Here is a 20,021-nt window from a genome sequence, read left to right on the forward strand (position 1 = left end):
CCGGCATCCTCCCGGACAGGCGCGAGCCGAATCCGCCCGGCGGACGGCGCGCCTGCTTTCTCCGAGCGGCAGTTTCACCCAAACGGCGCCCGTGTCCAGACCTCGGCCGCACCGACCATCGACTAAGGTGGCAACGGTACGGGTCGGGCGGGCGGCGGAATATGGCGCGGCAGGGCGGAGGCCAAAGGCCGGAACGCTGCCGATGCGACGGACGAAAGAGGAAAATCCTCCCGCCACGCCGGATGCATCGCATCGGGGCATGACATCTTTGTCCGTGGACGAAACGCCTTGTCGGGTGGGGCGCGATCCTGTCATGTCGGGGCGAAGCGCCGCAAACGACCAGATAGCATCGGCCACAGGCCGCGCACTGCCGCAGGCACTACGCTCGCAACTCCCTGTCATACCTGATTTTTCCCCCGATCCGGCCGTGAACTCCGGTCCTCTTCCCAGGCGCCGGAACGACTTTATGTAATAGTTTAGCCAAGCGGCCTCGCCTCCGCAAGTCCCGCCTTTATCCGTGCAATCCCGTGCATTTTGACGATAGGGGAATATGGTGCTCTGGCAAACCGACGAAATCAAAAGGGAAAATTCGACTTTAGGAGAATTTTGAGCGTTTTTTGACGATCCAAAATTTTTAAATTCGAGAATCGAAGAAAATTTTTATAGGTAAAATACAAAATAGATGATTTTAAGTAGAATATGGAAGACATTCCTATATTTCGACGTGTGTTGTTCCCCGTCCGGCCTTTTCTCTGGCTCCGCCAAACCCCGGAAGTTTTCCCGGAGGCATGGCGTGGAGGCGAGGCTTTCCTCGTCGAATGGGAACAGGATCGTCCATGTTTTGATGAACGTTTCGGTCGAATTTCGGCCCTCAAAACGTTGTCGGGCCGGCTCAGGCGCTCCGGAGGAACCGCGGAAGCCGGCGGAACAGCCGGGAGATGGGGTGCCGGCGGCCCGTTTGCCGCCCTGTCGCGGCGCTCAGGGCCGGCCGCCTGCTGGCGCCGGACCTGGTATCGGCTCGCCCACGACCGAGGTGCGGCGCGTGATCAGAACCATCGTTTCGGGCATGGCAACTGTGGCAAAAGGGAATGAGTCCGGTCGCAGCAGGCAGCGAAGCAGTACGGCGCGGCGCGGCGCAGCCGACCCGGATCGGAAGAAATGACGAGGCGATGCCACCCGAGACGGCGAGCCGCCTCCTGAGCGGCGGAAAAGCTCGCGGCGCGGGCGGGCCTCGTCCACGCCGCGCCGGCAAGTGGACCTCAGCCGGCCGGCTTCGCCGCCTTCCTGGCGACCAGCGCCGCCTTGATGGCGGCACCCCGTCCCTCCTTCACCTCCTGGCGGGCGCGGCCGAACACCAGCGCGTCGTCGGGCACATCGGTGGTGATCACCGAGCCGGCGGCGGTCAGCGCGTTGTCGCCGATCCTGACCGGCGCCACCATCACCGTGTTGGAGCCGACGAAGACATCGGCGCCGATGGTGGTCTTGTGCTTGAACACGCCGTCGTAGTTGCAGGTGATGGTGCCGGCGCCGACGTTGGTGCGGGCGCCGATCGAGGCGTCGCCGATATAGGTGAGGTGGTTGACCTTGGCGCCGCGATCGACGCGGGCGTTCTTGATCTCGACGAAGTTGCCGACGTGGACGTTCTCGGCGAGGTCGGCGCCGGGGCGCAGCCGCGCATAGGGACCGACGATCGCCCCGGAGGCGACGCGGGCGCCTTCGAGATGGCTGAAGGCGCGGATCGTCACGCCCGACGCCACCTCGACGCCGGGCGCGAACACCACGTTGGGCTCGACGATCACGTCGCGGCCGAGCCGCGTGTCATGGGAGAAGAACACTGTTTCAGGGGCGACCAGCGTCGCGCCGGCCGCCATGGCCTCGTCACGCGCCCGCCGCTGGAAGATGGCCTCGGCGGCGGCGAGCTGGGCGCGATCGTTGACGCCGACGAACTCGCTCTCGTCGTCGCCGATCAATGCCTCGGCCCTGAGGCCGCGCGCCGTGGCGATGGCGATGGCGTCGGTCAGATAGTATTCGCCCTTGGCGTTGGCGTTGCCGATGGCGTCGAGCAGGTCCGGCAACAGGCCGGGCCGGAAGGCCATGATGCCGGAGTTGCAGAGCCGGATCGCCTTGGTTGCCGCGTCGGCGTCCTTTTCCTCGACGATGGCGACCAGCCGGCCGTCCTCGACGATCAGCCGGCCGTAGCCGGTCGGCGCGTCGGTGGCAAAGCCGAGCAGCGCGATGTCGGCGCCGGCTCCGAGCCGGCCGATCAGCGCGGCGATGGTGGCCGGCCGGACCAGCGGCGTGTCGCCGAACAGCACCAGCACCGGGCCGGCGTGGCCGGTCAGCGCTTGGCGCGCCGACAGCGCGGCGTGCGCCGTGCCGAGCCGCTCGCGCTGCTCGAATACCCGTGCATCCGGCGCCGCCTTGGCGAGATGGGCGCGCACCTTGTCGGCACCGGCGCCGATCACCACCGCCAACCGGCCGGCGCCGCCGGCGCGGGCGCTGTCCAGCACCGCGTCGATCAGCGGCCGGCCGCCGATCGGGTGCATCACCTTCGGCTGGTCGGATTTCATGCGCGTGCCTTCTCCGGCCGCGAGGACGACGGCGAGGCAGGACGGATCGGTCATGGTGAGGCTCCCAAACGATATCGCCGCATTTGGCCGAGGCGCGGGGTGGCGGTCAAGCGCCGACTGTGGCCGGCCGGCGACAGCTTCGGCCGGCCGGCATCGCTCGAGAAGCGACGCAGCGCCCGCCGCGCTGGCGGCGCCGGGGGCGGGCGGCTATCAAGGATCGCAATCAACAGAGATCGAGGAGGCTTCGCATGACCGACCGACTTCCGGAAGACCGGCTGCCGCCGGTGTCGGTCAAGGAGCGTCGCACCGTCTACGACGGCTGGCTGACGCTGGAGGTCGCCGTCCTCGAAACCACGGTGCACGGCGAGCGCCGGCTGGTCCGCCGCGAAGTGCACGACCATGGCGACGGCGCCGCGGTCCTCGCCTACGATCCCCACCGCCGCACGGCGGTGCTGGTGCGGCAGGTACGCGCCGCCGCGCTGCTCGCCGACGGCCGGGGCGTCACGCTGGAGGCGATCGCCGGCATCGTCGACGACGGCGAGGACGGCGAGACGACGGTGCGCCGCGAGGCCTGGGAGGAGGCCGGCGTCGTGGTCGGCAAGCTGGACTTTCTCGGCCGTTCCTATGTGTCGCCGGGCGCCCTCACCGAGCGGCTCTGGCTCTACCTCGGCGAGATCGACGCCGAGGCGGCGCGTGGCCAGGGCGGTGGCCTCGCCGACGAGAACGAGGAGATCGAGGTGGTGGAACTGCCGCTGTCGCTGCTGGCCGAGCTGGCCGACCGCGGCGAGCCGCTCGACCTCAAGACGCGGTTCCTGATCGAGGAACTGCGCCGCCGCCGGCCGGAGTTGTTTGCCTGAGCGCGTCGCCCGGCGACATGCGGTGGCGGCGGAGAAGGACCGGGGACGAGAGCATGACGGACCTGGAACACCTGTCGGCCAAGGAGCTGCTGCGGCTGCATGCGGGTATTCTCGACGAACTCAGGCGTCGCGAAGTCGTCCGCAGTTCGAACGGGCCTGCCGGAGACTATGCCGAACTGCTGTTCTCGCGGGCCTTCGGCTGGACGCTCGAAACCAATTCCTCGGCGGGTTATGACGCCGTCGACGACAGGCGCCTGCGCTACCAGATCAAGTGTCGGCGGGTGAGCGCGCGCAATCCGTCGCGCCAGCTCTCCGCCCTGCGAAATCTGCTGAACGACCCGTTCGACATTCTCGCGGCCGTCCTGCTGGATGAGAACTTCGATGTCTCCCGCGCCGCGCTGATCCCGATTTCGACGGTCATCGAGAAATCCGTCTACACCAGGCACGTCAACGCACACCGGTTCATGCTGCGGGATTCGGTCTGGGCGATCCCCGGCGTCGTCGACGTGACCGAAAAGGTCAGGCAGGCGCAATTGTCGCTCTGATGTTCGGCGATATTAGGGACAGTCGGCGAGGCGGCCGGCCGGCACGTCGCGGCACAGGCGGCCAGCGTCGATCCAGCCGGCGGCCAGCGCCAGGCCGAGCGCGTCGGCGGTGATGGTGAAGGGCTGGAGATGCAGCTCGTAGGTGACGCCGCCGGCGTCGCCGGCCGGCAGGGCCACGCCGAGTTCGCGCGGCGCGCGGCCCTCGGCCAGCTTCAGCGCCACCTCGGCCGCCTTGCGGGCCAGCGCCGCGTGATCCTCCCAGATGGTGGCCGCCTGCTGGCCGCGGGCGATGCGGTTGAGCGTCTGCGGATCGCCGCCCTGGCCGACCACCGCCACCTTGCCGATCAGGCCGCGCGCCTCCAGCACCGAGATCGCCTCGCCGGCGCTGGCGTCGTCCGGCGTCAGCACGGCGTCGACGGCGTTGCGTGTGTCGTCGAGGATGTTGCCGAAGGCGCGGCGGGCGTTGAGTGACAGCCCGCCCGGCGTATAGGCCTCGCCGGCGATGCGGATCAGCCCGGCGGTGATCGAGTCCCTCAGCACGCCGTACTGGCCGGCGTAGAGGCGGGCGGTCTGCGGATCGTCGAAGTCGCCCTTCAGCAGCACCCAGTCGCCGCGCGGCCGCGCCGCGTAGAGGGCGAGCGCCTGCAGTCGGCCGACTTCCTTCTGGTCGAAGCCGACCGAGAACACGCCGTCGAGGCTGATCGGCCGGTCGTAGCCGATCACCGGGATGCCGACGGCCACCGCCTCGCGGATCGCCGGCTCCAGCGCCCGCTGCTCGACAGCGGCCACCACCAGCGCGTCGACGTCGGCGGCGATCAGCCGTCGCACGTCGAGAATCTGCTTGGCGGCCGACAGCCGCGCGTCCGTTTCGACGACGGCGCCGGAAGCGGCGGCAACGCTGTCGCGGATGGTCTCCGAATCGGTCTTCCACTGGCGTGCCACGTCGCCCGGCCAACTGATGCCGACCAGCGGCGCCGCGTCGGCCGTCGTCTGGCAGCAGAGGAGAAGGGCGAGAACCGGAAGCGCTCTCCGCATGTCGAAGACGTCCCCCCGAAAGGCTTTTCCATGGGCGTGCGGACAATAGCCGCGAGACCGGGCGTTGTGAAGGCGAGCCGCCGGTGGCTCGACCCAATGATTATATTTGAAGTCCAAAAAAAGCATGGACCCGGCCGGAGGCCGTGTGTCAATATCGCGCCGACCAAAGGGACTCAGGGATTTCGGAACCGCGACCGCAGCTGCCGGCGCCGCCGTGCAGCGGATCTTGCTTGGCAAGGACGGAAAGCGGTGCCAGAGCCGTGGGGCGGGAGGCCCGCCGGCACTGGGGCAGGGGAGCCAGGCAATCGCCGTCGGGCGGTTGCCTCGGAGAAGAGGGCGGGGGAAGCCGGCGGACAGCCGTCCGGCACCGGGAGGATAGTCGTCATCATGACCGTGCGTGGAGATGGATCGCGGCGCGCCCCGACAGGCAAGGCCGACAGCGATCACGTCCGGCGACAGAACCGCTCGCTGGTGCTGTCGGCGCTGCGCCGCCGCGAGCCGATCGCCCGCGTCGACCTCGGCGCCGAGACGCGCCTGTCGCCGGCCACCATCACCGCCATCACCGCCGACCTGATCGCCGAGGGGCTGGTGGAGGCGCGCGACGACGAGGCCGAGGGCGGCGAGGCGCAGGCCGAGCCGGTGCGGCGCGGCCGGCCGCGCGTCATGCTGCGGCTCGATCCGACGGCCGGCTACGTACTGGCGGTGAAGATCTCGCGCGACAGCATCGTGCTGCAGCTCGCCGATTTCGACGGCCGCATCATCGACCGGCAGGAGCCGGTGGTATCGACCTATGAGGAGACGCGCGACAGCTTCCCGCACAAGCTCGCCGAGCTGATCGGCCGCATCGTCGCCGACAACGGCATCGACTTCCGCCAGGTGGCCGAGATCGCCATCGGCGCGCAGGGCTTCGTCGACACCAACACCGGCTCGGTGATGTGGTCGCCGGCCTTCCGCGCCCGCGACATGCGCCTCGTCGAGCCGCTCCGGGCGCTGACGGGCCGCACCTGCATTCTCTCCAACGACGCCAACATGATCGCCCAGGCCCTGCACGAGGCCAACCCGGACGTCTACAACGGCACCTTCGCGGTGATCTTCGTCGACCAGGGCGTCGGCGCCGGCCTGTTCGTCGGCGACCGGCTGCACCACGGCGCCGCCGGCTCGGCCGCCGAGTTCGGGCACATGAACCACCTGCCGGGCGGCGCCCTCTGCCAGTGCGGCCGGCGCGGCTGCCTCGAAGCCTACATCGCCGACTACGCCATCCACCGCCAGGCGCTCGGCCTGCCGGAGGATGCGCCGCCGCTCAGCGTGCGGCCGACGCAAGGGGAGCTGATCGCCCACGAGGCGGCCGCCTATGCCGGCGACGAGGCCATGCAGGCGATCTACCGGCGGGCCGGCGAGACGCTCGGCTACGGCCTCGCCCGGCTGATGGCGCTGATCAATCCCAGCCGCATCGTGCTGACCGGCGGCTCGGTGCGCGCCTACCCGCTGTTCGAGGCGGGGATGAAGACGGCGATCGAGGCGGCGCTGGTCGAGGACCTCAGCCGCTCGACGGTGATCGAGACGCTGCCCTGGCAGACCGACATGATCATGACCGGCCTCGTCTCCTACATGCTGACCCGGCTCGACCGCGAGGTGTTCTCCAACCCGGCCGAGGCGCGGCGCTTCCGCATCGCCTGAGTCATATCGCCTGAATCATCTCGCCTGAATCATCTCGCCTGAGTCATTCGGCGGCGAGTTTCGGCTCCGGCTCCGGCCGCGCCGGCTGCTCGTCCTCGGTGAGGCCCATGGCCTCGGCGGCCGAGAGTTCGCCCGACAAGAGCCGCTCGACGTGGCCGCGCGGCTTGGCGAAGCCGGCCAGCGTCAGGTAGGCGACCGGCGTCAGGAACAGCGTGAAGATCGTCGCAAAGCCGAGGCCGCCGACCAGCACCCAGCCGAGGGCGATGCGCGCCTCGGCGCCGGCGCCGAAGGCCAGCACCAGCGGCACGGCGCCGACGATGGTGGCGATCATGGTCATCACCACCGGTCTCAGGCGGATGCGGGCGGCGGTGCCGATCGCCTCGCGGACGCTCTTGCCCTCGTCGCGGAGCTGGTTGGCGAATTCGACGATCAGGATGCCGTTCTTGGCCATGATGCCGACCACCATCACGAGGCCGATCTGGCTGTAGATGTTGAGCGTGCCGCCGGTGAAGCGGATGGCGAACACCGCGGCGGCGAGGCCGAAGGGCACGGTGGCGATGATGATCAGCGCGGCGACGAAGCTCTCGAACTGGGCGGCGAGCACCAGGAGCACCACGATCAGCGCGAAGCCGAAGGTGGTGGTGAGGCCGGCCGACGTCTGGGCCAGCGCCGCCGCCTCGCCGGTCTGCTTGATGCCGTAGCCGGCCGGCAGCACCGAGGCCGCCACCTCGTCGGCCACCGCCATCGCCTGGCGGAGCGCCACGCCGGGGGCGGGATCGACGGAGATCGGCACCGCCCGCTGCTGGCCGTCGCGGGAGAGGCCCGGCGCCGTCGAGCCCTCGACCAGCGTGGCGATGGCGCTCATCGGCACCATCCGCTTGTCGGCGGTTCTGAGGAAGACGTTGCCGAGGTCGGTGGGATCGTCGATCGGGTTGGCGGTGGAGACCAGCTTGACCGGGATGATGCGGTCGCCGACCGACACGTCGACCACCTCGCGGCCGTCGAGCACGGCTTGCAGCGCCTGGGCGAGGCCGGCGACGGGGATGCCGAGGTCCTGCGCCCGGTCGCGGTCGATGCGCACGGCGAGCTGCGGCTGCGTCGGCTGGTAGTCGAGCGTGGCGCCGCGCACTTCCGGCCGGGCCTCCAGCGCCTTGATGAAGGCGTCGCCGACCTTGGACAGGCCGTCGAAGTCGGGGCCGACCAGCGACAGCCTGAGGCCCTGGCCGCCGCCGCGGATGCCGAGCGAGTTGGAGCTGAAGACGCGGGCCTGGATGGCCGGGATGGCGGCGAGCTTGCCGTTGATCTCGGCGGCGATCTCCGCCTGGCCGCGGCTGCGCTTCTCCCAGGGGGCGAGCGTCACCATCATGAAGCCGGAGTTGGTGTCGCCGCGGCCGGCGATGGCGAAGCTGGCCGTCGCCTCGCCGCTGTCGAGATAGGGCTGGACCACGGCGGCCACCTTATCCATCTGCCGGCCCATGGCGTCGATGGAAATGCCGGACGGCGCGCTGATCGACAGCGTCACCGAGCCGCGATCCTCGCGCGGCGTCAGCTCGCTCGGCAGGCCCTGGAAGACGATCCAGGCGACGGCGCCGAAGGCGACCGACAGGAGGGCGACGATCAGCGGCGCGGCCAGCGCCGCATCGAGCAGGCGGCCGTAGAGCGCGGCGAGCGGCCGGCCGGCGGCGCCGAGCAGGCGCGGCATGATCGCCCGCTTCTGCGCCTCCTCGGCCGGCAGGATGGTGGCGGCCAGCATCGGCGCGAAGGTCAGGGCGGTGAAGCCGGAGATGGTGACGGCGATGGCCAGCACGAAGCCGAATTCGCGGAACAGGCTGCCGGCGGTGCCGGGCAGGAAGGAGATCGGCACGAACACGGCGGCCAGCGTCGCCGTGGTGGCCAGCACGGCGAAGAACACTTCCTCGGTGCCGAGCACCGCCGCCGCCCGCGCCTTCATGCCCATGTGGCGGCGGCGGACGATGTTTTCGAGCACGACGATGGCGTCGTCGACCACGAGGCCGGTGGCCAGCACCAGGGCGAGCAGGGTGACGATGTTGATCGAGAAGCCGGCCAGCCACATGGCGGCCAGCGTGCCGATCAGCGACACCGGGATGGTGATGGCCGGGATCAGCGTCGCCCGCCAGTTGGCGAGGAACAGGTAGATGACGGCGATGACGATCACCACGCCGAGCCCCAGCGCCAGGATCACCTCGTGCAGGGCGCCGTTGATGAAGCGCGCCTCGTCGGAGGTGACCGCCAGCGTGACGCCGTCCGGCAGCGTCGGCTTCAGGCTCTCGACGACGCGGGCGACGTCGTTGGAGATCTGGATCGAGTTGGAGCGGGCGGCGCGGACGATGCCCATGCCGATGCCGGCCTTGCCGTTGATCTTGAGCTGCGAGGTGCCGGTGTCCGGGGCGAGCGTCACCGTCGCCACGTCGCCGAGCCGCGTCCGGGCGTCGACCAGCAGGTTGGCCATGCCGGCGGCGTCGGTGATGCGGGCGTCGGCACGCACCACGAGGCTGAGGTCGCGGCTGGCCAGCGAGCCGGCCGGGCTGTCCATCGACACGGTGGCCAGCGTCGACGTGAGGTCGGCGACGGTGAGGCCGCGGGCGGCCAGTGCCGTCTGGTCGATGTCGACGCGGAACACCGGCTCCTGGTCGCCGAACACCTGCACGTCGGCGACGCCGTCGACGGCGGCCAGCGCGTCGGCGATGTGGTCGTTGACCAGGCTGGTGAGGTCTTCGAGCGACACCCGGTCGGAGGTGACGGCCAGGCGGATGATGGCGTCGCCGTCGGCGTCGGCCTTGACGATCTGCGGCTCGTCGATGCCGTCCGGCAACTGGTTGCGGATGCGGCTCACCGCGTCGCGGGTGTCGTTGGCGGCGACGTTGAGGTCGGTGGTCTCGGAGAATTCGATGGTGACGCGCGCCCGGCCGAAGCTCGACCGGCCGGAGATCGAGGTGACGCCGGCGACGCGCGCCACCGCCGATTCGACGCGGGCGGTGACGTCGGTGTCGATGGTCTCCGGCGCGGCGCCGGTATAGCCGACGCTGACGGTGACCACCGGGCGGTCGACGTCCGGCAGTTCGCGCACCTCGACGTCGCGATAGGCGGCGAGGCCGGCGACGATGACCAGCGCGTTGACCACCAGCGCCAGCACCGGCCGGCGGACGAACAGGGCGGTGAGGGCGTGGCTGCGGCCGCTCATGGCTTCTGGCCCTCGGCGTTGCCGGCGATCCGCTCCGGCTTGTCGGCGGTCCTGACGGGCGCGCCGGCCCGCACCGCCTGCACGCCCTCGACCACCACCAGGTCGCCGGCGGAGAGATCGCCGCTGACCAGCACGGTCTCGGCGTTGCGCTCGACGATGCCGACGCCGACCCGCCTCGCCTTGCCGTCGTCGACGGCCCAGACATAGGCGCCGTCGCGGTCCCATTGCACCGACGGCGCCGGCACGGCCGTTTCAGTGACGCCGGGAAAGCGGACGGTGACGGCAAACGACATGCCGGGCCTCAGCACGTCGTCGGGGTTGGCGACGGTCGCCTGCGCCACCAGCGTGCGGCTGTCGGCCTCGATGCGGCTGCCGACGGCGGTGACCTTGCCGGCAAAGCTCCTGCCCGGCTGCGACGGCGTTGCCACCTCGATCGCCTGTCCCACGGCGAGGCGGGCGGCGAAGGCCTCGGGCACGCGGAACTCCACCTTGATCTCCGAGCGGTCGTCGAGGGTGACAAGCTCCGTGGCGTTCGACACCATGTCGCCGACCTCGACCGACGTCAGGCCGACCACGCCGGAAAACGGCGCGGCGATGGTGCGGCGGCTGAGGGCGAGTTCGGCCTCCTGGAGCGCGAGGCGGGCCTTCGACAGCTCGAAGCGGGCGGTGTCGCGCTCGGCGGCGGAAATGGCTTTGGTCTCGGCCAGCCGGTCGTTGCGCGTCGCCCGCGCGTCGGCGTCGTCGAGGGCGATCTTCGCCTGCTCCACGGCGATCTTCTCGCTGTCGTCGTCGAGGCGGACCAGCGTGGCGCCGGCTTCGACGCGCTCGCCCGGCGTGAAGGCGATCTCCGTCACCATGCCGGTGGCGCGCGGGAAGATGGCGACGGTGCGCGCCGCCTCGGCGGTGCCGATGGCGCTGACGCGGTCGGCGGTCTCGGCCATCACCACCGGCGCGGTGACGACCAGCGCCGCCCGGTTGCCGGAGGAGCCGCCGCCCGGCGGCCCGCCGGCCTGATTTCCGCCGTTGCGGTGGCCGGTGGCGGCCGGCGGAGTCGCGGCGGCCGCGCTGTCGGTGGCGAGGAATGCCCACTTGGGCAGCAGCGCTTCCGGAACGCCGGCGGCGGCGAGGCGCGGCCGTGCCCCCGGATCGACGGCGCCCCAGATGGCGACGCCGGCGAGGGCCAGCAGCAGGGCAAGCGCCAGTTGTTTCCAGAAGGCCATGAGTCCGGGCTCCGTTCGGCAATGCAGCCTCAGGGATAATCCGGAAAACTAGGGACACGAAAGCGGCGAAAGTGTACGCAAGTGTATCACACCAAAGTCTATGTCGGGGAGAATCACTCCGTGGCCCGGCGCCTCAGCCAGGGGCGCGTGCCGGCCGGCGGCTCGGGCACGGCGCCCGGCTGGTAGTGAAGGTCGGGCGAGGGGTCGCGGCCCTCGGCGAGATAGCGGCGGGTCGTCGGGTGGCTGACCTCGAAGGCGGTGAAGCCGACGCGCCGCATCAAGGCTATCTCGTCGATCAGCACGTCGCCGACGGCGCGGATCTCGCCCGAGAACCCGGCGCGGACGAGGCGGGCGGCATGGCTGAAGCCGCGGCCGTCGGCATATTTCGGGAAGTCGACGGCGATGACGGCGAGGCGACTGATGAGCGGCGCCACGTCCTCGAAGCGGTCGGCCGGCGCGTAGAGGAGGCCGAGCCGGCGGTTGCCGGGGCCGTTGCCGTCGCCATTGTCCTCAAGCGTCGCGCGGAGCGCGGCGAGCGGCAGGATCAGCCCGTCGCCGCCGCCGTCCGTCTCGAGAATCGCGAAATCGTTGGGCTCGAAGCGGCCGTTGCGGAACACGTCGGGCGTCGAGGCGCGGAGGGGGGCGGGCGATGGCGCGGCCATGGGTCAGGCTCCGGGGAGGGCCGGGTCGGGCGCCCGGCCATGATGGATGCCGCATTCGGTCTTGCCGCGGCCGCGCCAGCGGCCGGCCCGCTCGTCCTCGCCCGGCCGCACCCGGTCGGTACAAGGCAGACAACCGATCGACGGATAGCCTTCGGCGACCAGCGGATGCGGCGGCAGGCGGCGCGCCTCGCGATAGGCGTCGATGCGCGCCCGGTTCCAGCCGACCAGCGGGTTGACCTTGATGCGGCCGTCTTCGGCCTCGAACGGCGGCAGGCTGGCTCGCGTATCGGCCTGGTAGCGCTTGCGGCCGGAAATCCAGGCGGCATAGGGCGCGAGCGCGGCGGCGAGCGGCTTCACCTTGCGGGTGTCGCAGCAGGCATCGGCGTCGCTCATCCAGAGCGCGCCGGCCGGATCGGCGGCGGCGAGGTCGGCGGCGTCGGGGCGGCGGGTGACGACGCCGGTCAGGCCGAGGGCGTTGATCAGCGTGTCACGGTAGAGAAGCGTCGCCGGGAACAGCTTGCCGGTGTCGAGGAAGAGGATCGGCAGGCCGCGATCGAGGTCGGCGACCATCGCCAGCAGCACGGCGCTGTCGGCGCCGAAGCTGGAAACCAGCGCGATGCGGCCGGCGAAAAGATCGAGCGCCGCGGCGATCACCGCTTCCGCGTCCGCCCCGTCGTAGAGGGCGGCAAGGCGTTGCGCCTCGGCGTCGAGCCCGTCAGGCGCCATAGAGCGCCTCCTTGAACGGCGCCTCGCCCAGCCGGCGGTAGGCGGCGAGGAAGGTCTCGCCGGGCGACGTCCGGAGCTTCAGATAGGTATCGACGATGGTCTCGACGGCATCGACGACGCCGTCCGAGGAGAAGCCGGGGCCGACGATCTCGCCGATCGAGGCGCTTTCATCGGGGTTGCCGCCGAGGCTGATCTGGTAGAATTCCTCGCCCTTGCGGTCGACGCCGAGGATGCCGATGTGGCCGACGTGATGGTGGCCGCAGGCGTTGATGCAGCCGGAGATCTTGATCGACAGCGGCCCGATCTCGTCCTGCCGCTCCGGCGCGCCGAAGCGCTCGCTGATCTCGGAGGCGATCGGGATCGAGCGGGCGTTGGCCAGCGCGCAATAGTCGAGACCGGGGCAGGCGATGATGTCGGTGATGGCGCCGGCGTTGGCGGTGGCGAGGTCCGCCGCCTGCAATGCCGCGTAAACCGCCGGCACATCGTCGAGCGCCAGATGCGGCAGGATCAGGTTCTGCTCGTGGCTGACGCGGATCTCCGAGAAGGCCCAGCGCTCGGCAATGGCGGCGACGGCGTCCATCTGGTCGGCCGAGGCGTCGCCGGGAATGCCGCCGATCGGCTTCAGCGAGATGGTCAGCGAGGTGTAGCCCGGCGCCTTGTGGCGGTGGAGATTGGAACGGACGAAGCGATCGAGCGCCGGGTTGGCGGCGCGGGCGGCGTCGAGCTTTGCCGACACCGCCGGCCGCGCCTCGAAGGCCGGCGGCGCGAAATAGGCGCGGATGCGCTCGGCTTCCTCGGCCGGCAGGCCGAGCACGCCGCCGCGGATGGCGTCGAACTCCTCCTCCACCATGCGGCGGATCTCGTCGATGCCGGTCTCGTGGACCAGGATCTTGATGCGCGCCTTGAACTTGTTGTCGCGCCGGCCGAACAGGTTGTAGACGCGCAGGATGGCGTCGACATAGGCGAGGATGTCGGCCTCCGGCACGAAGGGATTGATCTCGCGGGCCAGCATCGGCGTCCGCCCCTGGCCGCCGCCGACGTGGACGGCGAAGCCGATGCCGCCGTCCGGCCCCCGCTTCACCTCAAGGCCGATGTCGTGCAGGCGGATGGCCGCCCGGTCGTGGGCGGCGCCGGTCACCGCGATCTTGAACTTGCGCGGCAGGAAGCTGAACTCCGGATGCAGCGACGACCACTGGCGCAGGATTTCGGCATAGGGGCGGGGATCGTCGGCCTCGTCGAAGGCGGCGCCGGCGAAATGGTCGGCGGTGACGTTGCGGATGCAGTTGCCCGAGGTCTGGATGGCGTGCATCTCCACCTCGGCCAGCTCGGCGAGGATGGCCGGCACGTCCTTGAGGGCCGGCCAGTTGAACTGCACGTTCTGCCGGGTGGTGAAGTGGCCGTAGCCCTTGTCGTAGGTGCGGGCGATATGGGCGAGGCGCCGCATCTGCCGCGACGACAGCGTGCCGTAGGGAATGGCGATCCGGAGCATGTAGGCGTGGAGCTGCAAATAGACGCCGTTCATCAGCCTGAGCGGCTTGAACTCGTCCTCGCTGATCTCGCCGGCGAGCCGCCGCTCCACCTGGTCGGCGAACTGGGTGACGCGCTGGCGCACGAAGGCGGCATCGAATTCGTCGTAGCGATACATGACGGCCTCCTTGTTCAGACGGCACCGGGCCGGTGGTCGGACTTGACGGTGGGGCCGAAGGCGCGGATGCGCTCGCGCAGCCGCTTCGGCACCACACGGCCGTCCGTCACCACGACGGCGATCGGCATGGCGTCGAGCACCTTCGAGGCGTCGACGTCGGCCTTAACGGCGATCGCCGTCGCGGCGAGATGGTCGGCGTCATCGATCACCTCGGCGGCGTCGACGTCGGCCACCCAGTCGCCGCCGGCGGTGCGGTAGACGACGTCGCCGTCGAACAGGCGGTTGGCGGTGAAGATCTCGGGCATGGGCGCTCCGGCGTCCGGCAGTGACGGTCCTGACCGAACACATAGTCGATCGCTCCGCCGAGAGCCTGCGTCATCGTTTCAAAAAGCAGGGCGGCGGCGGAAAAAACATCCCGCCGCCGGCCAAAGATTGAAAGCCTACAAAGACAATAGCCTATTTTCCGCGCAAAGACCGCCTTTCAGAGGCTGTCGAGCAGCTTGAACCAGGTCATGGCGGCGACCAGCGTCGGCCAGCGCAGCATCGGCCCGCCGGGGAAGGGCGTCACCGGCACCTTGGCGAACACGTCGAACCGGCCCATGGTTCCGGCCACCGCCTCGGCGACGACGTGGCCGACGAAGGGCGCCAGCATGACGCCCTGGCCGGAATAGCCGGCGGCGACGAAGACGTTGGGCTTCGGCCGGCGGATGAACGGCATGCGGTTGAAGGTGATGCCGAGCGTGCCGCCCCAGGCGTGGCTGATGGAGACGCCCGCGAGCTTCGGGTAGACGCGGGCGAGATGCGGCCGCACGAAAGCGGCGATATCCGCGGGAAAGTCGTGGCTGTAGGTCTCGCCGCCGCCGAACACCAGCCGCCGGTCGGGTGTCTGATGCCAGTAGTAGACGACGAAGCGGCTGTCGCTCACCGCCTCCTCGCCGGGGATCAGCACCTCGTCGAGCGGTTCGGTGGCGACGACGAAATTGTTGATCGGCAGCACGCGGGCGTCGGTCTCGGCGTCGAGGCCGCCGAGATAGCCGTTGCCGGCCATGATCACCGTGTCGACCATCGCCTCGCCAAGGGCGGTGACGACGATCGGCTTGGCGCCGTGGCGGATCAGGGTGACGCGGCTGTCCTCGTAAAGCGTCGCGCCGGCGGCGACGGCGGCACGGGCGAGGCCCAGCGCCAGCTTCAGCGGATGCAGCTTGCCGCCGGCCGGATCGAAGCTGGCGGCGTGGTAGACGTCGGTGCCGATGCGCTTGGCCGTTTCGTCGCGGTCGAGAAACTCCTTCTCGATGCCCCATTTCCGGCGGAGGTGGTCGACGTGGCGCCTCTCCGCCTCCACCTCGCGCGGCTTGTGCACGGTGTGGATCAGGCCGGGGCGGAAGTCGCAGTCGATGGCGTTCTCCGTGATCAGCCGGTCGAGATGGCCGCGTGCCTCGTCGGCAAGCCGCATGAGGTCGCGCGTCGGCCCCTCGCCGATCCGCGACGCCAGCCAGTCCGGGTCCTGCCGCTGGCCGGGGTGCACCTGGCCGCCGTTGCGGCCCGAGGCGCCCCAGCCGATCTTGTTGGCCTCGATCACCACCACCTTGTAGCCGGCTTTGGCCAGCGACAGCGCGGCCGACAGGCCGGTGTAGCCGCCGCCGACCACGGCGACGTCGGCCCGGACATGGCCTTTCAGGGCCGGGTAGGCCGGGATGTCGCCGGCCGAGGCGGCATACCAGGAGGCGACGTGCGGCGCTCGCCCTTCGGCGGGCATGAAGGTCGGCGCGGTGAGGGAGAACATGCGGGATCGGCCTCGGGAATCGTCTTTCTCGCCCGCACCATAGCTGAAATGGACGGGCTCACGTGGCCTAAGTTTGCGCAGCCTCAGCCCATCAGGCCGTCACGCTTGAGGTCGGCGTGCGTCATGTCGAGCGTCAGCGTGGCGAGGCGGATCAGTTCGTCGGCCTCGTCATGGCTGAGCACGAAGGGCGGCGCGACGACCATGGTGTCGTGGACGTGGCGCATGACGAGGCCGTTCTTGAAGGAATGCTCGCGGCATCTGAGGCCGATGCTGCCGTCGCCGGCGAAGCGCCGGCGCGACGGCTTGGCCGGCACCAGCTCCAACGCCCCCATCAGGCCGGTCATCCGCGCCTCGCCGACCAGCGGATGGTCGGCAAGCTTTAGCCACCGTTCGCGGAGATAGGGGCCGATGTCGTCGCGGACGCGCTCCACCAGCTTCTCCTCGCGCAAGATGGTGAGGTTGGCGATCGCCGCCGCCGCGCAGACCGGATGCGCCGAATAGGTGAAGCCGTGGTTGAACTCGCCGGTGTCCTCGATCACCCCGGCCACCTTGTCGGAGACCAGCACGCCGCCGATCGGCAGGTAGCCCGACGACAGGCCCTTGGCGACCGGCATCAGGTCCGGCGTCACCCCGAAATGCTGCGAGCCGAACCAGCTTCCCAGCCGGCCGAAGCCGCAGATCACCTCGTCGCTGACGAGCAGGACGTCGCGCTCGCGGCAGATGCGGGCGATCTCCGGCCAGTACGTGTCGGGGGGGATGATGACGCCGCCCGCCCCCTGGATCGGTTCGGCGATGAAGGCGGCCACCTTGCCCTCGCCGATGTCGTCGATCGCCGCTTCCAGCTCGCGCGCCGCCGCAAGACCGAATTCGGCCGGCGAGAGATCGCCGCCCTCCTCGAACCAGTAGGGTTGGCCGATGTGATGGATGCCGGGGATCGGCAGCCCGCCCTGGGCGTGCATCGGCGTCATGCCGCCGAGCGAGGCGCCGGCCACCGTCGAGCCGTGGTAGGCGTTGCGGCGGGCGATGATCACCTGCTTGTCGGGCCGGCCGAGCGTCGCCCAGTAGGTGCGCACGAGGCGCAGCACGGTGTCGTTGGCCTCCGAGCCGGAGCCGCAGAAGAACACGCGGTTGAAGCCGTCGGGGGTGACCTCGGACAAGAGGGCGGCCAGTTCGGCAGCCGGCGGATGCGTCGTCTTGAAGAAGGTGTTGTAGTAGCTGATCTCGGCCATCTGCTTCTGCACCGCCTCGGCGATCTCCGGCCGGCCGTGGCCGATGTTGACGCACCAGAGGCCGGACATTCCGTCGAGGATGCGGTTGCCGTCGCTGTCGGTCAGCCAGACGCCCTCGCCCTTGACGATGACCCGCACGCCGCCGGCGTTGAGCGACCGCGTGTCGGAGAACGGATGCAGGTGATGCGCCGCGTCGAGGGCGCGGTAGTGGGCGGTCGGATAGGCGTTGTGGGTGAGCATGGCAGCCTCGGGGTGGGCGATGATCTCGTGACGTGTGAAGGATCAAGCTTGACGTGTACGCCGGATTTCGGCGCGGAGCGCATCCAAAATGGCTTGTCCGGGCGAGACGCCGCGCCGCTCGGCCAGCCTTGTCGCCAGCGCGACGATGTCCGGGTCGTTGAGATCGAGGTCGCGACCGGTGTCGGACGACATCGATCGGCGCGGCGAATCAATCGGCGGCGGAACGCGGTCCCGGATGAAGTCCTTGACCGCGGCGAGCATGTCCGCCGACAGGTTCCGGCTTCTCGGCGCCTTGGAGAAGCGGATGCGCCCGGCGCCGTCCCTCAGCCGGTCGAGGTCCCACAACGACCACCGATGGACGATCACCAGCCGGTTGTCGCGCTCGATCCGGGGAATGACCGCCTCCGCCAGCCAGTCCTTCGCCATCCGGACCGACGGCAGGCGTTTCGCAAGGTCCCGCAACGCCCGCGGACCGGCGTCCCGTGACCGGTAGGCAACGGCATTGACCCAGGCCACCTGGCCTTCGGCGATCATATCCGCGAGGCCGGTGCCGGCATAATAGTCGGAAAGAAGGACGGGATTGCGCGTGACCGCCGCGCGCATGGCGGCGCGGTCCCGGCTGAAAGCCCTGTCCAGGCGCGCGAAATCCGCGGCGGTCGCCGTCGCGTCGAAGCCGCCGTTGTTGTAGAGGACGACAACCGGCGCCGTCGCGATGTCGCCGAAATAGGCGAACGGCGGATAGCCGAGATCGAACGGCTTGCGCGTGGCTTCGTCGCGGTCTCCATGCTCGCTTTCCCAGGCATCGAAGACCGGCCGGTCGGCGGGATGGACCGTCTCGTCGCCGATCCGGCTCCAGAATTCGACCAGCCGGTCCATGCCTCACACCGCCAGCAGCAGGTGCTGCCGCTCCCAGCTTGAGATGACGTTCATGAAGGTCTCGTATTCCTGCTGCTTGATCGCCCGGTAGGTGGCCATGAAGCGCGGGCCGAACACCTCGGCGAGGTCGTCGCTGTCCTCGAACAGGGCGAGCGCTTCGAGGAGCCCGCGCGGCAGGCCGAACGGCAGGTCGCGCGCCGAGCCGTGGATCGGCTCCTCCGGCGTGAGCTTCTGCTGCATGCCGAGCAGGCCGCAGGCCAGCGACGCGGCGATGGCGAGATAGGGATTGGCGTCGGACGACGGCACCCGGTTCTCGACGCGCCGCGAACTCGGCCCGGAATTCGGCACGCGGATGCCGACGGTGCGGTTGTCGTAGCCCCAGTGGACGTTGATCGGCGCCGCCGTGCCGCGCGTCAGCCGCCGGAACGAGTTGACGTAGGGCGCCAGGATGCACATCACCGCCGGCAGGTATTTCTGCAGGCCGGCGATGAACGAGAAGAAAGCCTCGGTCGGGTTGCCCTCGTCGTCGGAGAAGATGTTGCGGCCGGTCTCGATGTCGATCACCGACTGGTGGATGTGCATCGCCGAGCCCGGCTCGCGGCTCATCGGCTTGGCCATGAAGGTGGCGTACATCTTGTGCCGGAGCGCCGCCTCGCGGATCGTCCGCTTGAAGGTGAACACCTGGTCGCAGAGGGCGAGCGGGTCGCCGTGGCGGAGATTGATCTCCATCTGCGCCGCGCCCTCCTCGTGGATCAGCGTGTCGATCTCCAGGCCCTGCTTCTCGGAGAACTCGTAGATGTCGTCGAACAGGTCGTCGAACTCGTTGACGTGCTGGATCGAGTAGGACTGCCGGCTGGCCTCGGCGCGGCCGGAGCGGCCGATCGGCGGCTCCAGCGGATAGTCGGGGTCGAGGTTCTGCTTGACGAGGTAGAACTCGATCTCCGGCGCCACCACCGCCCTGAGCCCCTCGCGCTCGTAGAGGCCGATGATCCGCCTCAGGATCTGGCGCGGGCCGAGGTCGAAGGCGCGGCCGTCGCGGTGGAAGGCGTCGTGGATGATCTGCGCCGTCGGCTCCGACGCCCAGGGCACGGCAGTCAGCGTCGAGAAGTCCGGCTTCAGGAACACGTCGCCGTCGGAGGGGTCGTGCTGGAAGCTGTCGTCCTCCAGCGGATACTCGCCGGTGATGGTGGTGGTGAACACCGACGACGGCATGGCCATGACGGTCGAGGAGAAGAACTTGTCGGCCGGCATCAGCTTGCCGCGGGCGACGCCGGCGAGATCGGGCGTGATGCACTCGATGTCCTCGATGCCCCGCTCCTTGAGCCAGGTCCTGGCCTCGGCGAGCGTCTCGACGCCCCGCTCGGCTTTTCGTTCGCCGACCCTCGGCGCGTCCTTGGGCTCGGTCGAAATCAGACTCATGATCGCTTTCTTTCGTTGCTGGCGCGCGAAGGCGGGAGCCTCTTCCATCCCGCCCGTCCGAACGCGCGCCTTTGTGTTTCGGAAAATGCAGACCGCCTATTTGTGATGACATTTTCTGGCCCGCGCAATCGCCTTTTCGCCGGGGCGGCGGCGTTCGGCCGCGTGGGAGTGATGACGAAATGCCGCGGACCACAAAACGGGCAGCGACCAGTTGTGGTCCTTTCGCCGCTGTGCATTAATGCCGCCAGCCCAAGCGTGCGTAGAACGCCGGATCGGTCCGCGCGCTTTCTACCCGAAAGCGATTTCTGGAAAGGCCGTCCGCGAGGCATCGCGAT

15 protein-coding genes are annotated in these 20,021 nt (G+C 69.7%); 3 read left to right on the forward strand and 12 right to left on the reverse strand.

Going from position 1 to position 20,021, the window contains the following annotated elements; all coding sequences use genetic code 11:
• Nucleotides 1–1,259: 1,259 nt before the first annotated feature.
• Nucleotides 1,260–2,624 (reverse strand): bifunctional UDP-N-acetylglucosamine diphosphorylase/glucosamine-1-phosphate N-acetyltransferase GlmU, encoded by a 1,365-nt coding sequence (gene glmU, locus H512_RS0116690; protein ID WP_026784412.1) that lies wholly within the window; start codon nt 2,622–2,624, stop codon nt 1,260–1,262.
• Nucleotides 2,625–2,818: 194 nt separating this feature from the next.
• On the opposite strand from glmU, the gene H512_RS0116695 reads away from it, so the two are divergent.
• Together H512_RS0116695 and H512_RS0116700 are read left to right on the forward strand one after the other, a co-directional pair.
• Nucleotides 2,819–3,427, forward strand: coding sequence for an NUDIX domain-containing protein (locus H512_RS0116695; RefSeq protein ID WP_084798556.1), 609 nt, complete (start codon nt 2,819–2,821; stop codon nt 3,425–3,427).
• 53 nt (nt 3,428–3,480) lie between these two features.
• The gene (locus H512_RS0116700; protein WP_026784414.1) at nt 3,481–3,972 is read left to right on the forward strand and encodes a hypothetical protein; all 492 of its coding nucleotides are present in this window, start codon (nt 3,481–3,483) and stop codon (nt 3,970–3,972) included.
• A gap of 12 nt (nt 3,973–3,984) precedes the next feature.
• Here H512_RS0116700 and H512_RS0116705 read toward each other — a convergent pair whose 3' ends face one another.
• Nucleotides 3,985–5,007, reverse strand: a complete 1,023-nt coding sequence (locus tag H512_RS0116705) for a substrate-binding domain-containing protein (protein WP_026784415.1) — start codon at nt 5,005–5,007, stop codon at nt 3,985–3,987.
• Nucleotides 5,008–5,394: 387 nt separating this feature from the next.
• On the opposite strand from H512_RS0116705, the gene H512_RS0116710 reads away from it, so the two are divergent.
• Nucleotides 5,395–6,684 carry an ROK family transcriptional regulator gene (locus H512_RS0116710; RefSeq protein WP_053239982.1) on the forward strand — a complete coding sequence of 430 codons (1,290 nt, stop codon included), beginning with the start codon at nt 5,395–5,397 and terminating at the stop codon, nt 6,682–6,684.
• Nucleotides 6,685–6,727: 43 nt separating this feature from the next.
• On the opposite strand, the gene H512_RS0116715 is transcribed toward H512_RS0116710, so the two are convergent.
• From H512_RS0116715 to H512_RS0116760, 10 genes are all read right to left on the reverse strand, one after another.
• Nucleotides 6,728–9,886 carry an efflux RND transporter permease subunit gene (locus H512_RS0116715; protein ID WP_026784417.1) on the reverse strand — a complete coding sequence of 1,053 codons (3,159 nt, stop codon included), beginning with the start codon at nt 9,884–9,886 and terminating at the stop codon, nt 6,728–6,730.
• Nucleotides 9,883–11,106 carry an efflux RND transporter periplasmic adaptor subunit gene (locus tag H512_RS0116720; protein WP_026784418.1) on the reverse strand — a complete coding sequence of 408 codons (1,224 nt, stop codon included), beginning with the start codon at nt 11,104–11,106 and terminating at the stop codon, nt 9,883–9,885. The genes H512_RS0116715 and H512_RS0116720 overlap by 4 nt, the downstream gene beginning before the upstream one ends.
• Before the next feature lie 113 nt (nt 11,107–11,219).
• On the reverse strand, nt 11,220–11,768 hold the full coding sequence (locus H512_RS24560; RefSeq protein ID WP_053239983.1) for a DUF934 domain-containing protein: 549 nt from the start codon (nt 11,766–11,768) through the stop codon (nt 11,220–11,222).
• A gap of 3 nt (nt 11,769–11,771) precedes the next feature.
• On the reverse strand, nt 11,772–12,494 hold the full coding sequence (locus tag H512_RS0116730) for a phosphoadenylyl-sulfate reductase (RefSeq protein ID WP_026784419.1): 723 nt from the start codon (nt 12,492–12,494) through the stop codon (nt 11,772–11,774).
• Nucleotides 12,484–14,139, reverse strand: a complete 1,656-nt coding sequence (locus H512_RS0116735) for a nitrite/sulfite reductase (protein WP_026784420.1) — start codon at nt 14,137–14,139, stop codon at nt 12,484–12,486. Before H512_RS0116735 ends, H512_RS0116730 begins: the two co-directional genes overlap by 11 nt.
• A 14-nt stretch (nt 14,140–14,153) precedes the next feature.
• A complete protein-coding gene (locus tag H512_RS0116740) occupies nt 14,154–14,444 on the reverse strand; it encodes a DUF2849 domain-containing protein (protein ID WP_036792277.1) in 291 nt (96 codons plus the stop codon).
• A 176-nt stretch (nt 14,445–14,620) separates the two neighbouring features.
• Nucleotides 14,621–15,922: an NAD(P)/FAD-dependent oxidoreductase gene (locus H512_RS0116745; protein ID WP_245585438.1), complete on the reverse strand. Its 1,302-nt coding sequence runs from the start codon at nt 15,920–15,922 to the stop codon at nt 14,621–14,623.
• Nucleotides 15,923–16,005: 83 nt separating this feature from the next.
• Entirely contained in the window at nt 16,006–17,391 is a 1,386-nt protein-coding gene (locus tag H512_RS0116750) for an aspartate aminotransferase family protein (RefSeq protein ID WP_026784423.1), read from the reverse strand.
• A gap of 42 nt (nt 17,392–17,433) precedes the next feature.
• Nucleotides 17,434–18,267 (reverse strand): hypothetical protein, encoded by an 834-nt coding sequence (locus H512_RS0116755; protein WP_026784424.1) that lies wholly within the window; start codon nt 18,265–18,267, stop codon nt 17,434–17,436.
• 3 nt (nt 18,268–18,270) lie between these two features.
• Complete coding sequence (locus H512_RS0116760; RefSeq protein ID WP_053239989.1) at nt 18,271–19,686, reverse strand: glutamine synthetase family protein; 1,416 nt, start codon at nt 19,684–19,686, stop codon at nt 18,271–18,273.
• Nucleotides 19,687–20,021 lie beyond the last annotated feature (335 nt).

It is taken from the genome of Pleomorphomonas koreensis DSM 23070 (assembly GCF_000425185.1).
Taxonomy (GTDB): Bacteria; Pseudomonadota; Alphaproteobacteria; order Rhizobiales; family Pleomorphomonadaceae; genus Pleomorphomonas; species Pleomorphomonas koreensis.

Coding starts and splice junctions, on each gene's coding strand:
- glmU (WP_026784412.1), bottom strand. CDS start 2,624: ATGACCGATCCGTCCTGCCTCGCCGTCGTCCTCGCGGCCGGAGAAGGC.
- H512_RS0116695 (WP_084798556.1), top strand. CDS start 2,819: ATGACCGACCGACTTCCGGAAGACCGGCTGCCGCCGGTGTCGGTCAAG.
- H512_RS0116700 (WP_026784414.1), top strand. CDS start 3,481: ATGACGGACCTGGAACACCTGTCGGCCAAGGAGCTGCTGCGGCTGCAT.
- H512_RS0116705 (WP_026784415.1), bottom strand. CDS start 5,007: ATGCGGAGAGCGCTTCCGGTTCTCGCCCTTCTCCTCTGCTGCCAGACG.
- H512_RS0116710 (WP_053239982.1), top strand. CDS start 5,395: ATGACCGTGCGTGGAGATGGATCGCGGCGCGCCCCGACAGGCAAGGCC.
- H512_RS0116715 (WP_026784417.1), bottom strand. CDS start 9,886: ATGAGCGGCCGCAGCCACGCCCTCACCGCCCTGTTCGTCCGCCGGCCG.
- H512_RS0116720 (WP_026784418.1), bottom strand. CDS start 11,106: ATGGCCTTCTGGAAACAACTGGCGCTTGCCCTGCTGCTGGCCCTCGCC.
- H512_RS24560 (WP_053239983.1), bottom strand. CDS start 11,768: ATGGCCGCGCCATCGCCCGCCCCCCTCCGCGCCTCGACGCCCGACGTG.
- H512_RS0116730 (WP_026784419.1), bottom strand. CDS start 12,494: ATGGCGCCTGACGGGCTCGACGCCGAGGCGCAACGCCTTGCCGCCCTC.
- H512_RS0116735 (WP_026784420.1), bottom strand. CDS start 14,139: ATGTATCGCTACGACGAATTCGATGCCGCCTTCGTGCGCCAGCGCGTC.
- H512_RS0116740 (WP_036792277.1), bottom strand. CDS start 14,444: ATGCCCGAGATCTTCACCGCCAACCGCCTGTTCGACGGCGACGTCGTC.
- H512_RS0116745 (WP_245585438.1), bottom strand. CDS start 15,922: ATGTTCTCCCTCACCGCGCCGACCTTCATGCCCGCCGAAGGGCGAGCG.
- H512_RS0116750 (WP_026784423.1), bottom strand. CDS start 17,391: ATGCTCACCCACAACGCCTATCCGACCGCCCACTACCGCGCCCTCGAC.
- H512_RS0116755 (WP_026784424.1), bottom strand. CDS start 18,267: ATGGACCGGCTGGTCGAATTCTGGAGCCGGATCGGCGACGAGACGGTC.
- H512_RS0116760 (WP_053239989.1), bottom strand. CDS start 19,686: ATGAGTCTGATTTCGACCGAGCCCAAGGACGCGCCGAGGGTCGGCGAA.